At 58.4% G+C, this 13,903-nt stretch carries 12 protein-coding genes; 10 read left to right on the top strand and 2 right to left on the bottom strand.

Annotation, left to right across the window (positions count from 1 at the left end; genetic code table 11):
* Positions 1-102: 102 nt before the first annotated feature.
* From F8N85_RS18890 to F8N85_RS18860, 7 genes are all read left to right on the top strand, one after another.
* Positions 103-393, top strand: coding sequence for a c-type cytochrome (locus F8N85_RS18890; RefSeq protein WP_150805055.1), 291 nt, complete (start codon positions 103-105; stop codon positions 391-393).
* 46 nt (positions 394-439) lie between these two features.
* On the top strand, positions 440-1,045 hold the full coding sequence (locus F8N85_RS18885) for a c-type cytochrome (RefSeq protein ID WP_150805054.1): 606 nt from the start codon (positions 440-442) through the stop codon (positions 1,043-1,045).
* A gap of 199 nt (positions 1,046-1,244) precedes the next feature.
* Positions 1,245-1,892: a thiol:disulfide interchange protein DsbA/DsbL gene (locus F8N85_RS18880; RefSeq protein WP_150805053.1), complete on the top strand. Its 648-nt coding sequence runs from the start codon at positions 1,245-1,247 to the stop codon at positions 1,890-1,892.
* Between the two features lie 14 nt (positions 1,893-1,906).
* Positions 1,907-2,782, top strand: coding sequence for an endonuclease/exonuclease/phosphatase family protein (locus F8N85_RS18875; protein WP_150805052.1), 876 nt, complete (start codon positions 1,907-1,909; stop codon positions 2,780-2,782).
* Complete coding sequence (locus F8N85_RS18870) at positions 2,783-4,924, top strand: GGDEF domain-containing protein (RefSeq protein ID WP_150805051.1); 2,142 nt, start codon at positions 2,783-2,785, stop codon at positions 4,922-4,924. It abuts the gene before it with no gap.
* A 102-nt stretch (positions 4,925-5,026) separates the two neighbouring features.
* Positions 5,027-5,806, top strand: a complete 780-nt coding sequence (locus tag F8N85_RS18865; protein ID WP_150805050.1) for an N-acetylmuramoyl-L-alanine amidase — start codon at positions 5,027-5,029, stop codon at positions 5,804-5,806.
* Between the two features lie 69 nt (positions 5,807-5,875).
* Complete coding sequence (locus F8N85_RS18860; protein WP_150805049.1) at positions 5,876-7,498, top strand: EAL domain-containing protein; 1,623 nt, start codon at positions 5,876-5,878, stop codon at positions 7,496-7,498.
* Positions 7,499-7,513: 15 nt separating this feature from the next.
* On the opposite strand, the gene F8N85_RS18855 is transcribed toward F8N85_RS18860, so the two are convergent.
* Together F8N85_RS18855 and algB are read right to left on the bottom strand one after the other, a co-directional pair.
* A complete protein-coding gene (locus F8N85_RS18855; RefSeq protein WP_150805048.1) occupies positions 7,514-9,301 on the bottom strand; it encodes a KinB sensor domain-containing domain in 1,788 nt (595 codons plus the stop codon).
* Between the two features lie 10 nt (positions 9,302-9,311).
* A complete protein-coding gene (gene algB, locus F8N85_RS18850; RefSeq protein ID WP_150805047.1) occupies positions 9,312-10,658 on the bottom strand; it encodes a sigma-54-dependent response regulator transcription factor AlgB in 1,347 nt (448 codons plus the stop codon).
* 440 nt (positions 10,659-11,098) lie between these two features.
* On the opposite strand from algB, the gene F8N85_RS18845 reads away from it, so the two are divergent.
* From F8N85_RS18845 to gltP, 3 genes are all read left to right on the top strand, one after another.
* Positions 11,099-11,386, top strand: a complete 288-nt coding sequence (locus F8N85_RS18845) for a hypothetical protein (protein ID WP_150805046.1) — start codon at positions 11,099-11,101, stop codon at positions 11,384-11,386.
* An 88-nt stretch (positions 11,387-11,474) separates the two neighbouring features.
* A complete protein-coding gene (locus F8N85_RS18840; protein WP_003177151.1) occupies positions 11,475-11,639 on the top strand; it encodes a DUF1328 domain-containing protein in 165 nt (54 codons plus the stop codon).
* An 838-nt stretch (positions 11,640-12,477) separates the two neighbouring features.
* A complete protein-coding gene (gene gltP / locus F8N85_RS18835; RefSeq protein ID WP_150805045.1) occupies positions 12,478-13,809 on the top strand; it encodes a glutamate/aspartate:proton symporter GltP in 1,332 nt (443 codons plus the stop codon).
* Positions 13,810-13,903: the final 94 nt, after the last annotated feature.

The raw sequence follows: 13,903 nt of genomic DNA, 5'->3' as shown, positions 1-13,903 counted from the left end.
TTGTGTGCGCTTTGTCCCAGCGTAGGATGAAGTTCACGAGAGCGATTGACCTTGATTGCGCATTAGAACGCAGCACGCTCTCAACCCTGAAAAGGTCGTTTTATGACGAAATGGCTGCTAGCTGCCGGTGTCTTGATGCCGCTTTACAGCGCTCAGGCTACACAGGATCCGGAAGCTGTGTACAACCGTGTTTGTGGAGCTTGTCATTCCGGCCAACTACCCATGGCACCCAAAAAGGGTGATCAGGAAGCTTGGGCGCCGAGGTTGGCGCAAGGTATGGAGACGCTGGTGCAACACGTGACCCAGGGTTTCAAGGCGATGCCGCCGCGTGGTTTGTGCATGGACTGCAGTGCCGAGGATTACCGAGCAATCATCCAGTGGATGAGCGAGTGATCCCGGCCCATAACTCTTTAACCCTTAGCCGTAGTTGGATTAGCTGATGAACAAATTGATCGTGAGTCTGCTGTTGACCCTGGGGATCTCCGGCATAGCCCATGCTGCAGGCGATGCTACTGCTGGTCAGGCGAAAGCCGCAGTATGTGGTGCCTGTCATGGCCCGGATGGCAACAGCATGGCGCCAAACTTTCCAAAACTGGCGGGTCAGGGCGAGCGTTACCTGAACAAGCAACTGCAAGACATCAAGTCCGGCAAGCGCACCGTCCTGGAGATGACCGGCCTGTTGACCAACCTGAGTGATCAGGATCTGGCCGACATCTCCGCGTACTTCGCCAGCCAGAAGGGCAGTGTTGGCGCCGCCGATCCAAAGGTTGTGGCTCGCGGTGAAGAGTTGTTCCGTGGAGGCAAGCTGGATCAAGGCATGCCTTCATGCACCGGCTGCCACTCGCCGAACGGTGCAGGCCTCGCGGCTGCAGGCTTCCCGCATCTGGGTGGCCAGCATGCTCAGTACATCGCCAAGCAATTGACCGACTTCCGTGAAGGCGCTCGTACCAACGACGGCGACACGAAGATCATGCAAAGCATCGCAGCCAAGCTGAGCAACAAAGACATCGAAGCGGTGTCCAGCTACATTCAAGGCCTGCACTAAGGTCTGTTCGATCGGCGTTGCGCAAGGTCTACATCTTTTGCAACGTTAACGGTCTATTAATCCGTCGGTGCGAACATAAAAGGGTGGCTCAGGCCGCCCTTTTTTATGGCGGCTGCCGTTACACTAGCGAACTCAAGCCCGTCCGGACCTGTCTCATTTCAGGTCACGCGAGGCGACCCAATTTGTCCAGGAGTAAAGCATGCGTAATCTGATTCTCAGCGCCGCGCTCGTCAGCGCCAGCCTGTTCGGCATGACCGCCCACGCTGCCGGCGAACCGCTTGAAGCCGGTAAACAATATGTCGAGCTGAGCAACGCCGTGCCGGTTGCCGTACCGGGCAAGATCGAAGTGGTGGAGCTGTTCTGGTACGGCTGCCCGCATTGCTACGCGTTCGAACCCACCATCAATCCCTGGGCTGAAAAACTGCCTGCCGATGTGAACTTCGTACGCATTCCAGCCATGTTCGGCGGAATCTGGAACGTTCACGGCCAGCTGTTCATCACCCTCGAAGCCATGGGCGTGGAGCACAAGGTTCACAAGGCCGTTTTCGAAGCCATCCACGGTGGCAAGAAACTCGCGACGCCTGAAGAAATGGCCGAATTCCTGGCCGCCGAAGGCGTCGACAAGGATAAATTCCTGAGCACCTACAATTCCTTCGCCGTCAAAGGCAAGGTCGAAGATGCCAAGAAGAAGGCTCAGGCGTATCAGATCACCGGGGTACCGACCATGATCGTCAATGGCAAATACCGCTTCGACCTCGGCACTGCCGGCGGCCCTGAGGGTGCGTTGAACGTGGCTGATCAATTGATCGCCAAGGAACGCGCCGCACCCAAGGCTGTTGCCAACTAAGCGCGGCACTCGCCATGCGCCGCTGGGGTACTGAACGCATCGTTGGCCTGCATGAACCAAAGGTCAACGAGCATCATCTGGAATCGACTGGCCTCCCCGCAGACAGTCGTCTGCGTCTGCTCAGCTTCAATATTCAAGTCGGCATCAGTACCGAGCGCTATCGGCATTACCTGACCCGTGGCTGGCAGCATCTGCTGCCGCACACCGGGCGTGCCGACAACCTGCAAAAGATCGGCAATCTGCTGGGCGACTTCGATCTGGTCGCCTTGCAGGAAGCCGATGGCGGCAGCCTGCGGTCGGGCTACGTCAATCAGGTCGAACACCTGGCCCAATTGGGCGCCTTCCCTTACTGGTATCAACAGCTCAACCGTAATCTCGGGCGCCTGGGCCAGCACAGCAATGGTGTGCTCAGCCGTTTGCGTCCCTGGGCTATCGAAGATCATCCATTACCTGGCCCAAAAGGCCGTGGGGCGATCCTCGTGCGCTTTGGCGAAGGACCGGAGGCGCTGGTCGTGGTCATGATGCATCTGGCGCTGGGCGCACGTGCCCGAACCCTGCAACTGGCCTATATCCGCGACTTGATCGGTGGCTACCGGCACCAGGTGCTGATGGGCGACATGAACACCCATGCCAGCGATTTGCTGCAAAGCTCTCCCTTGCGCGATCTCGGCCTGTTGGCGCCACAGCTTGAGGCAACGTTCCCCAGCTGGCGTCCACAACGCTGCCTCGACCATATTCTGCTAAGCCCCAGCCTGACGCTTGAACGGGTCGAGGTGCTGGCCCAACCCATTTCCGATCACCTGCCGGTCGCGGTAGAGATTCGTCTGCCGGGTTCGCTCACGGCTGATGCATTGCCCGCGTTGTGTCCTGCCCCCTCGCGGATCCCTTGAATGAGCGACGAAGCACAGCGCTGGAAAGAAAAGTACCTCAAGAGCGTCGAACAACAGGAAAAGCTCGAGCGTCGCTGGGATGCCCGTCTCGATTTGCTTCGCCGTGGCCTGGTCCGCAGCACGCTGGCGGCGGAGGGCACCGACCGGGCTGTTGACCTGTGCATGAAAGAAATGCGCGAGGTCGTTCGCACCGACGATATGGACGCCGGTTTGGCGGCGTTGCTGCCACGCCTGGAAAGAGCCGTGCTCGATTCCGAGCAGCGCCGGGAAACCCGCATTGAGCAAATCGGTTCCGCGCTGACAGCCCTGGTCACTCAGCTACAAGCCTTGCCGCTGCCTCGAGAGGTGAGTCGGCCGCTCAAGAGCTTTGCCAAGCAACTGGACAGCCGCGTCGGCCAGGCCCGCGAAATGCCCTTGCTGCTCGGAGAACTCAGTGGCTTGCAAGGTCAGGCGCTGAGCCTGCTGGAGAATCCGGCAGAGCCCAGTCGCCCGGGTTTGCTGCAACGATTGTTTGGGGGCAAGGAAGCGGCTGAAGGCCTGATCGAGGCCAGCAATGGCTTGATCGCGCCGCATGGCCAGCAACCCGTGGAAGCGCTTCGAGAGCCCGTTGCCCGGGGCCTGGTTCTGGCCGAACCTGTACGCGAATTCGCTCAGCCGAGTGCTGTTGCTCCCGCCGCGGTGGTCGTTGCGCAGGCAGTGGTCTCACTGGCCACAGAGCCGTGCGTAACGCTGGTTTCAGTGGCCGAGGCGGCTCCAGCTCCAGAGCCAGACTACAGCGCGCGACAACCCGAGGTGTTGGCCTTTGTCCCGCCGGTGCTGGACTCGCCAGCGCCGACGACTGCCTTGCCGATAGCGGTTCAGCAACCGCCGCAGGCCGACTCCACGACAGCACCGCAGCCCCCGACGGCCAGCACTGAAGGTGTTCAAGCGCTCAGCAGTCCTGATGAGCTGCTGCCAGCAGCCCACGAGGCGGGGCATGAAGCACCGGTTTTGCCCGATGACCCGCCTTGCGCGTCGACCCAGGCGGTGACAGCGGTTGATCCAGAGGCGCTTCAAGGCGATACCTGCTACGCGCTGCCTGACTCACCAGAGCCATCCTATAGTTCCGTGGCCAAGCACATCGAAGATACCCTGCTCGGCCTACTCGACGAGCTCAGCCTTCCCGAGCGCCACAAGCCACAAGCCGAGGCAATGCGCCATCGACTGCAAAACGGCTTGAACTGGTACGAACTGCTGCCGATCCTCGACGATCTTGCAGTCTTGATGCTGGCAATCACCGATAGCGGCCAATATGAGTTCGAGGTTTACCTCAAGCAGCTCAATGAACGACTCGAGTCCTTCCAGAGCAATCTGCAAGCGGCCAGCGACGGCCATGCCGACAGCCGCTCAGCAGCACGTGAAATGGAAACCCAGATGCGCGAACAGGTCGATGGCCTGCAGAGCAGCGTACAAGAGGCGGCGGATCTGGAGGGGCTCAAGCATGTGCTGGAGAACCATCTGGAAGGTCTGCTCGGCACTATGGATCAGCACCAGAAACAACGTGATCAGCGTGAGCAGGAAATTGCCGAGCGGCTACAAGGGCTGGCCGAACGCGTGGTCAGTATGGAGCAGGAAGCCCAAGGCTATCGTGAACACCTTGAAGAACAGCGACAGAAAGCGCTGATCGATCCACTGACCGGCCTGCCGAATCGCGCGGCCTGGAGCGAGCGACTGGAGCACGAGGTCGCTCAGTGGCAGCAGCACGGCAAACCGCTGCTGCTGGCCATACTCGACCTCGACCACTTCAAGCGCATTAACGATAACTACGGTCATCTGGCCGGCGACAAAGTGTTGAAGCTCATTGCCAGCGTCCTGCGCAAGCGTCTGCGCGGCTCGGACTTCATCGCCCGGTTTGGCGGCGAGGAGTTTGTGCTATTGGTTCCCGACACGCCATTGTCGATCGGAGCAAAACTGGCGGAAAGCCTGAGAGCGGCCATCGAGGCGTGCCCGTTTCACTTCAAAGGGGAGCGGGTGACGATAACCGTCTCCATGGGCATGACGGCATTCAAACCCGGTGAACACAGCGATCTGGTGCTTAAAAGAGCCGATCAGGCGCTGTACCGCGCCAAAGGGGCGGGCCGTAACAGCGTCGTACTGGACTGATCGTCAATTGTTCCATTTTGTTTAAAACACAGCCTTTTGCCGGTTCTGCGAAAGGCTGTACGTTACACTGTTGCATTACTGTCTTCAGCGTACTGTTCTTTCATGAAAATTCTTACTCTCGCCCTGTCGCTTCTTGTATTGGCCGGCTGCGCCAAAGGTCCGAGGATCGACACCAGCCATGTTTCGGTCAACCACGATAGCCGCATCCAGTTTGTGGTACTGCATTACACCTCCGCCTCGCAGGAGGATTCGCTGGCCTTGCTGACCCATGGCGAAGTCAGCAGTCATTACCTGATTGGCGTCAACCCGCCGACCATCTTCAGGCTAATGGATGAAAGTCTCCGGGCCTGGCACGCCGGGGAAAGTGAATGGTTAGGCCGGACCTGGTTGAACTCCAGTTCCATCGGCATCGAAATCGTCAACCCGGGTTTTCTCGACACCCCCACTGGTCGTGTCTGGTACCCCTATACCGAGGACCAGATCGAGGCACTGATCGTTCTGCTCAAGGACATCAGCAAGCGTTACAACATGAACCCACGCCATATCATCGGTCATAGCGATATCGCACCCATGCGCAAACTCGACCCTGGCCCGCTGTTTCCCTGGAAGCGCCTGGCCGACGAAGGCTTGGGTATCTGGCCCGACGCTCAGGCCGTGGCTCGCCAGCAAGCACTGTTCGCGACGCAGCTGCCGGACATCAGCTGGTTCCAGAGCCAGCTGGCCCGCCTGGGTTACGCCACGCCTCAGACCGGAGAGCTCGATGAGGCCACTCGTAATGTCCTGGCAGCCTTCCAGATGCACTATCGCCCTGCACGTTATGACGGCGTGCCCGACGCGCAAAGCGCGGCCATTCTTCAGGTGCTTAACCAGACAAAATATTGACACCGCCCGGCGGTCAGCGCTATTTCTCAATCAGTTGCTATAACTCATTGGTATTCTTTCGGATCTTCAATGATGCCAGCCGCTCGAGAGGCCCTACGCGCGTGGTTCTATCGCCCCTGGTTGCTGGCGATACTGGCTGCTGTGCTGAGTGCTGCGCTGCTGCTAATGGCCAGTATGGGGGTGGCGCTGCATCAGGTTCAGCAACGCGAAAGTGAACAGATGAATGCTCAGGGAGAACGCTTTCTCGAGCGCCTGGAGCAACTGTTCGGTCAATTGCGAGAAGGCCTTGATCAGCTGGAAAGCCAACCGCTGCGTGGCTGCAGTGACGAGATGATTGCGGCCTTGCAACAGGCCAGCTTCAGTTACCGCTTTATTTATGAAGCGGCCTACATCGACGCCAAACAGTCCTGCTCGAGCCGGCCGCGCCAGGGCAGCCTTTCCGCTGCACGTGCCCCGGACATTACCGGACCGACCTACAGCTATTGGCTGAATACCTCCACGGAGCCCAATGAAAACCTGGCCGCGCTGATGCTCGGACGCGGCAACTTCCGTGTCGCGACGTCCCGTGGTCATCTGACCGACATGGTTGACCTGCCACTTGGCAGTAGCTTGCTGGTAGTGCTCGACCGTGGCAAGCGGGCAATCCCGGTGCTGGGCTCCGCGCAACCCTGGCCGCCAGCCGAGCCTTGGCCTGCGGCCAATACCGATTCCTTGCAGGTGACCCAGGATCACCTGATTTACCAGATGCCGACCAACAACCCGGTGTACCAGCTGGTACTCATTACTCCGCGCACCAGCCTGCAGGTCGGAATGAGCGGGGCCTGGCGCTGGTTGGTACCGATCAGTCTGTTGTTGGCGGCGTTGATCGGATGGCTGGTCCTGCAGCTGGCTCGCCAGCGTCAATCACTGGGTGGCGAGTTGCAGGGTGCCTTGCGCCGTGGCGAGTTACAGGTCTTGTATCAACCCATTTTCGATCTGCGCAACCGGCAATGCGTCGGTGCTGAAGCATTGCTGCGTTGGCGTCGGCCGGACGGGACCTTGACCAGCCCGGACCTGTTTATCCCCCTGGCGGAAAATACCGGGCAGATACGCCAGATCACCGACTTTGTGTTGCAGCGCCTGCTTGAACAACTGGGTCAGCTGTTACGGTCCAATCCGCAGTTGTACATCTCGGTGAACCTGGCGGCCTGCGATGTGATGGTGCCTCGTGTCGGGCAGGTCATGGCCCGCTTGCTGGCCCTGCATGGGGTGGCAGCGCGACAGATTGCCTTTGAAGTGACCGAGCGTGGCCTGATCGACGTGGTCGTCGCCCGGGACAACCTGCAGGCACTACGCGATGTCGGCCATCAAGTGCTGATCGATGACTTTGGTACCGGCTATTGCAGCCTTGCTTACCTGCAAACCCTGCCCGTGGACTGCCTGAAAATTGACAAAGCTTTTATTGATGCTCTTGGGCATGATGCCGCGAGCAGTGGCGTGGCTCCGCACATCATTCGCATGGCGCATGCCCTGGAACTCAAGGTGATTGCCGAAGGGATCGAGTCCGAATCCCAGGCCACTCTGCTGAGCAGCGAGGGCGTCAACTTCGGACAGGGCTGGTTGTTTGCCCATGCCTTGAGTGCTGTGCAGCTTACCGAGTTGATCACCCGGGGTCGCCGAATGGCGACGCGGCGCATGGATGACGAAGCCTGATTGCGCGCCGTGTGCCTACAACGGCAGCGCCATGTAAAACTGCGTGCCTTGCCCAGGTCGTGAATAGACGCCCATCCGCCCACCGTGCAATTGCACGATCTCCTTGCACAATGCCAGACCCAGACCGGCGCCGCCCTTCTTGCGCCCGACCTGAACGAAAGGCTCGAAAATCCTCCCCTGTTGGCCGTAAGCAATGCCTTCGCCGTTGTCCTCGACGCTGATAATCACCCGTTCGCCGTGTCGACGGGCCTGCAATCGGATCTGCCCGTCCCGGGCGGTATGACGCAGCGCATTGCCAATCAAGTTATCCAGCACCCGATCGAGCTGCGCCTGGTCAGCTTGCAGCCAAGGCAGGGGCGATTGCACTTCCACCCGTAAATCGATGCCTTGCTCGCCGGCCTGAACAGCGAAACGACCTTGAGCCTGTTCAAGCAGATCGACTATCGGGCAGGGGGCTAGCGCGAGCTTTTGCAGACCATTCTGATAGCGCGAGAAGTTCAGCAGGTCGTTTATCAACTGCATCAAGCGCTGCATCTCTTCATTGACCGTGTTGAGCAGGTCGGCCTCGCGGGAGTCGGCGGCAAAATGCACGCGCTCCTGGAATAATCCAAAGGCCATGTGCATCCCGGTGACCGGTGTGCGCAGTTCATGAGAGGCACGCAACACGAACTCACTGCGGACTCGTTCAAAGGCGCGCTGTTCGGTAACGTCGTGCAGCACCATGACCGCGCCGAGTATGTGCCCCTGGGTATGGCTGACCGGTGTGAGGCTGTAAGTCAGCAGCCGCGACTCACCATCAACCTCAATACTCAGATCTTCGGGCGCCCGCTCCAGACTGCCGCCGCGCAGCACCAGTTGCAGCTCCTGATCAAGCTCTGGACGTTCAAGGGCGGTACCTAATCCCTGACCCAGTCGATCTTCGTCCCAACCCAACTGTCGTTGTGCAACGGGGTTGAGATGCTCCAGCCGCCCTTGGCGGTCAATCATCAGCAGGCCGTCGTCGATGCTGTCGAGCACCGCTTGCAAACGTTGCTGGCCAGCGAGCAACTCATCGATATTGGTTGCCTGATGCTGACGCAGGGCTTCGGCCATGATCCCGAAGCGACGGGTCAGCAGATTCATTTCCACCGCCGAGGATATCGGCAAAGTCACTTCGAAATTGCCCTGGCCGATATTGTCCGCGGCCTTGGCCAGCGCCTCGATGGGGGCGCCGAAACGTTGAGCGATGCCGTGGGCGGTGATAAAGCCGATGATCAGCACCGCCAGTCCCACCAGCCCGAGCAACCCGCTGATCAACAGCGCACGCTCTCTGGCCTGGTCTTGGGTTTGAACAATATTGTCCAGTGCTCGCTTATGTTCGACGATCAAGCCATTGCGTAGCGCATTGAATTTTTCGCTCAGACTCTGGTTGTCGCTCAGGTTTTGCGACTGCGCCCTGGAGCGGTCGAACTCGCCGAGAAAGCTCAGGTAGTCGGCGCGGATCTGGCTAAAGCCGTTGTGCTGATCACCGGCTTGCTCATGCTCAATGCCCTGATCGAGCAACTCGAAGAAATGCTGCCTGGACGCCTCCAACGCCACCGGATCAGGCTTCTCGCTGAGCATAAACATAAACTGGTCGCCCAGGCTCTGTCGCAGCTTCAGCTCTAGATCAAGGGTGATGAAGTTGCTGCGGATCAGTGACTCCTGGGTATTGGTCATCTGCATGACGCTGACGAGCCCGAGCAGTAGCCCGAGCAAGGCGACGGTGATCAGCGCCGAAATACTCAGAAACAGCCGAGTACGCAGTTTCATCGCAAGCTTCATTGGGCGCCGCTCATAAATTGTACTGTTTGCGTTTTCGGTACAGCGTCGAGGCATCAATGCCGAGGGTTTTGGCGGCCTGATCAAGGGTGTCGCTGGTGGCCAGCACCGCACCGATATGGGCTTTTTCCAGCTCGTCCAGGCTCAACGCCGCACCAATGCGCGGAGCGTTGTTGGTGGGCTGCTCGGCCATACCCAAGTGGCTGATTTCTACCCGCTCCTGCGGGCAGATGATGCTCGCGCGCTCGACCACATTGCGCAGTTCGCGGATGTTGCCTGGCCAGCGATAGTTGAGCAGCGCCTCGCGGGCTTGATCGCTGAAACCGCGAGCCGGCCGTGCGTACTCCTTGACGAAGCGGGCCAGGAAACGATCAGCCAGGGCCAGAATGTCCTCGCTGCGCTCGCGCAGGGGCGGCAGGTGCAAGGTGATGACATTCAACCGATAGAGCAAGTCTTCACGGAAACGCCCGTCGCGGACCATGTCTTCGAGATTGAGATTGGTGGCGGCAAGGATCCGTACATCGGCTCGACGAGTCACCGGGTCACCGACCCGCTCGTATTCCTTGTCCTGAATGAAGCGCAACAGCTTGGGTTGCAAGGTCAGGGGGAAGTCACCGATTTCATCGAGAAACAGCGTTCCGCCGTCGGCCTGATTGACCCGACCCAGCGTGCTTTCACTGGCACCGGTGAAGGCCCCACGGCTGTGACCGAAGAGCTCGCTTTCCATCAGCTCGGTACTCAGCGACGGGCAATTGATGGTGACGCAGGATTTCTTCGCGCGCTTGCTCCAACCGTGAATGGCCTGGGACAGCTCGCCTTTACCGGTGCCGGATTCGCCGAGAATCAGAATATTGGCATCGGTACTGGCCACCTGGCGTGCGGTTTCCAGCACCACTTTCATCGCCGGGCTGTGAGAGTCCAGGCCGTCCTTGGGTTTGCGCACTTCGCCTTCGAGCGCCTCCAGCCGCGCCGATAGCTGACGCACTTCCAGTTGCTTGGCCGTGGCGAGCCGTAATTGATCCGGGCTGCAAGGCTTGACCAGATAATCCGCGGCCCCGGCCTGGATTGCATCGACGGCGGTATCCACGGCGGAGTGGGCAGTGACGATGACCACCCGCATCCACGGCGCCTGGATACGCATCTGTGCCAGAACGTCCAGGCCATTGTCTTCGCCCAGTCGCAGGTCGAGGAAGCACAAGTCGAAAACCTGGCGCTGCAACAACGCGTCAGCTTGAGCCGCGCTGTTGGCCGTGGCCACGGTATAGCCTTCATCTTCCAGACAGTAGCGGAAGGTGCGGAGGATGGCGGATTCATCATCCACTAGAAGAATACGCCCCTGATGCTCCGTGGCTGATTCCATTTCCCGCGCTCCTTTAATGAATGATCTTAAGTTAGTCCCGGAAAAATCGGGCAAGTTGCATGGTCAATCTTGATCCCATCTGCAGAGTCCCGGTTAGCTATCTATTCAAGATATGGCTAACCATATGATTCACCTGGCTTTTTATAAGACAGCCAAGCATTCACAACGCTCGCACACTCCCTTGTGACACCCACGATCTCCGTTGTCTCCAAAAATTTTTCGACCGCCTGGCCATCGATCGTGCAATGTGCCCGACGCGGAGGGTGCCATCGTGCAAGATGCGTTTGAAAGTGTTTTTCATTAAGTTGTAACTTGTTGATTTTACTAGGTTTATTTCAAACATAAAGCTGGCATGCAGGCTGCAATAGTCTGAATAACCAAAGGCGCTTCAACTGTTTATGAGTGCCTTCAAATGACACCCGTGTGGGAGGAGCTTCAGGATGATTCGCCAACGTCTCGCCCGATTGCCTATCTCGCCGCTGCATCTGCAGCAAGGGTTGTTCGGCAGTCTGGCGCTGCTGCTAACGCTGATAGGTGGCCAGCAGTTCCAGCGCTGGGACCAGAGCCAGCAGGAAGTGGCGTTACGCTCGCCGACCCAGCACACCACACAAACCCATTTCAGCGCAGTCAGCAGCCAATTTGCCGACTCCGCGCCCCTGCATCTGATGGACGTTGACCAGGCGCAGCCTGTGACCGAGACGTCCCCTCAGGAACGTTGGGTGTTCTAGCACCACAACCCGGCGCGCTTTGCTCGGCACCGGGCGCAACAAGAAGTAAACGCAAGACCATTTATTAGATGCGTAAAGGAGAATCACCATGTTGAGCTGGGCAATCACATTCTTGATCATTGCCATCATCGCTGCTGTATTGGGCTTCGGTGGTATCGCGGGCACCGCCACGGGTATCGCCAAGATTCTCTTTGTCGTGTTCCTGGTGATGTTTATTGCTTCTTTCTTCTTTGGCCGTCGCGGCCGAGGCTGAAAATGAACATGAGGGTGCTATTCAAGACACTGGCAGCCGCCCTCTTGCTGGGCGGCGGTGCCATGGGCTCCGATGGCATGCAGTTCTTCTTATTGAAAGAACAGCTGAAGAAAGCGTACTGAATTCATTTCGAGAAAGAAGCCGGAAATTAACTTCTTTCCATTGCGCCACCCGAGGAGGGCAGGCGCATGACCAAGGGGCCGGGACGTTCTGATCGATAGGATCGGAGTGACCTAGGGGTACATGGGGTGCCTCCGCAAGGGCCGGGTCAGGTAAGTACCGACGTAAGCTCGCCCGCCATTCAGGATTTGGCGGGCTTGCGGCGCGGGTGAACACCCAACCCCTTGTTCTTGAGCGATCCGCTGAATCCTCACGCGCTGATCCTGTGAAAAATCCTCCTGCTGCTCCTCGCAACCGTTTCGCGGTGTTTAATCGCGACCGTATATCGAGAAACATTGCCCTGATTTCAGTGATAATTTCGCCCTTCGTTGTGGCTTGTTTCCCTGATTTTCGTCGTTTTTTACACCCTCAATAAATCCGCAATTCTCCCTGTGATGGCCGGTTCACGGCACTTATGACTGCCGATATGTCGTACTCGAACCGGCTGGGACGATGGTTTTGTTTGATAAATCCCATGCCGATTCGGCATAGGGTAGGCGTTTACGGCATTAGACGCGCCCCTCTTGCATCGGAATAGTTGCGCCTTTTTTCGCCTGCCGAAGAGCCATAAATGCTCGCTCGCGGTGACCTTATACAGGGGTAGATGCGCAGACTTTTTCGCGATTGAGCGTTCCAGTTTGTGCATCTTCCCGAGTCAACTTGAAATAAGGGTAACGATATGAAGAAGGCAAGACTTAGCCTCGCCTGGCAGATCCTCATCGGTCTGGTATTGGGGATTGCAATTGGGGCGCTGCTCAACCATTTCAGTGCCGAAAAAGCCTGGTGGATCAGCAACGTCCTGCAACCGGCGGGCGATATCTTTATCCGTCTGATCAAGATGATTGTGATCCCGATCGTGGTCTCGTCGCTGATTGTCGGCATTGCTGGCGTAGGGGATGCGAAGAAACTCGGGAGCATTGGTCTCAAGACCATTCTTTACTTCGAAGTGGTGACCACCATCGCTATCGTTGTCGGCCTGGTGCTGGCCAACGTGTTCCATCCGGGCGCGGGTATCGACATGAGCACCCTGGGTACGGTGGATATTTCCAAGTACCAGGCAACTGCCGCCGAGGTTCAGCATGAACATGCGTTCATCGAAACCATCCTCAACCTGATTCCCTCGAACATCTTTGCCGCCATTGCCCGTGGCGAGATGCTGCCGATCATCTTCTTCTCCGTACTCTTCGGTCTCGGCCTGTCGAGCCTGCAGTCCGATTTGCGCGATCCGCTGGTGAAGATGTTCCAGGGCGTGTCGGAAAGCATGTTCAAAGTCACCCACATGATCATGAACTACGCCCCGATCGGCGTATTCGCACTGATCGCGGTGACCGTCGCCAACTTCGGCTTCGCCTCCCTGCTGCCGCTGGCCAAGCTGGTGATCCTGGTCTATGTGGCAATCGCCTTCTTCGCCTTCGTGGTGCTGGGGCTGATCGCTCGCCTGTTCGGCTTCTCGGTGATCAAGCTGATGCGCATCTTCAAGGATGAGCTGGTACTCGCTTACTCCACCGCAAGCTCGGAAACCGTGTTGCCGCGAGTGATCGAGAAGATGGAAGCCTACGGCGCGCCGAAAGCCATCTGCAGCTTCGTGGTGCCGACCGGTTATTCCTTTAACCTGGACGGCTCGACGCTGTATCAGAGCATCGCGGCGATCTTTATCGCCCAGCTGTATGGCATCGACCTGTCGATCAGCCAGCAATTGCTGCTGGTGCTGACCCTGATGGTCACCTCCAAAGGCATCGCCGGTGTACCGGGCGTTTCCTTCGTGGTGCTGCTGGCGACCCTGGGCAGTGTCGGGATTCCATTGGAAGGGCTGGCGTTCATCGCCGGTGTCGACCGCATCATGGACATGGCCCGTACCGCGCTGAACGTGATCGGCAATGCCCTTGCCGTGCTGGTCATCTCTCGCTGGGAAGGCATGTACGACGACGCCAAAGGCCAACGCTACTGGAATTCCCTGCCACACTGGCGCAGCAAAGAGCCGCTGCCAGCTGGCGAGACTTCCACAAACTAAGGCCCTGTAAAGGCTGACCAAACCAGACCCCGGGAAACCGGGGTTTGTTGTTTCTGGCACTCGACCGCTATCATTCGCCGCATCTTTTGGGGGA

It is taken from the genome of Pseudomonas fluorescens, from assembly GCF_902497875.1.
GTDB classification, from domain to species: Bacteria; Pseudomonadota; Gammaproteobacteria; order Pseudomonadales; family Pseudomonadaceae; genus Aquipseudomonas; species Aquipseudomonas fluorescens_BR.
The sequence above is the reverse complement of the archived record's forward strand: the minus strand, read 5'-3'. Positions and strand labels throughout refer to the sequence as shown.

Excerpts from the sequence above, each read along its gene's own strand:
- F8N85_RS18840 (WP_003177151.1), top strand. The coding sequence starts at position 11,475 with ATGTTGAGCTGGGCAATCACATTCTTGATCATTGCCATCATCGCTGCT.
- F8N85_RS18875 (WP_150805052.1), top strand. The coding sequence starts at position 1,907 with ATGCGCCGCTGGGGTACTGAACGCATCGTTGGCCTGCATGAACCAAAG.
- F8N85_RS18865 (WP_150805050.1), top strand. The coding sequence starts at position 5,027 with ATGAAAATTCTTACTCTCGCCCTGTCGCTTCTTGTATTGGCCGGCTGC.
- F8N85_RS18860 (WP_150805049.1), top strand. The coding sequence starts at position 5,876 with ATGATGCCAGCCGCTCGAGAGGCCCTACGCGCGTGGTTCTATCGCCCC.
- F8N85_RS18845 (WP_150805046.1), top strand. The coding sequence starts at position 11,099 with ATGATTCGCCAACGTCTCGCCCGATTGCCTATCTCGCCGCTGCATCTG.
- F8N85_RS18885 (WP_150805054.1), top strand. The coding sequence starts at position 440 with ATGAACAAATTGATCGTGAGTCTGCTGTTGACCCTGGGGATCTCCGGC.
- F8N85_RS18855 (WP_150805048.1), bottom strand. The coding sequence starts at position 9,301 with ATGAAGCTTGCGATGAAACTGCGTACTCGGCTGTTTCTGAGTATTTCG.
- gltP (WP_150805045.1), top strand. The coding sequence starts at position 12,478 with ATGAAGAAGGCAAGACTTAGCCTCGCCTGGCAGATCCTCATCGGTCTG.
- F8N85_RS18880 (WP_150805053.1), top strand. The coding sequence starts at position 1,245 with ATGCGTAATCTGATTCTCAGCGCCGCGCTCGTCAGCGCCAGCCTGTTC.
- F8N85_RS18870 (WP_150805051.1), top strand. The coding sequence starts at position 2,783 with ATGAGCGACGAAGCACAGCGCTGGAAAGAAAAGTACCTCAAGAGCGTC.
- algB (WP_150805047.1), bottom strand. The coding sequence starts at position 10,658 with ATGGAATCAGCCACGGAGCATCAGGGGCGTATTCTTCTAGTGGATGAT.
- F8N85_RS18890 (WP_150805055.1), top strand. The coding sequence starts at position 103 with ATGACGAAATGGCTGCTAGCTGCCGGTGTCTTGATGCCGCTTTACAGC.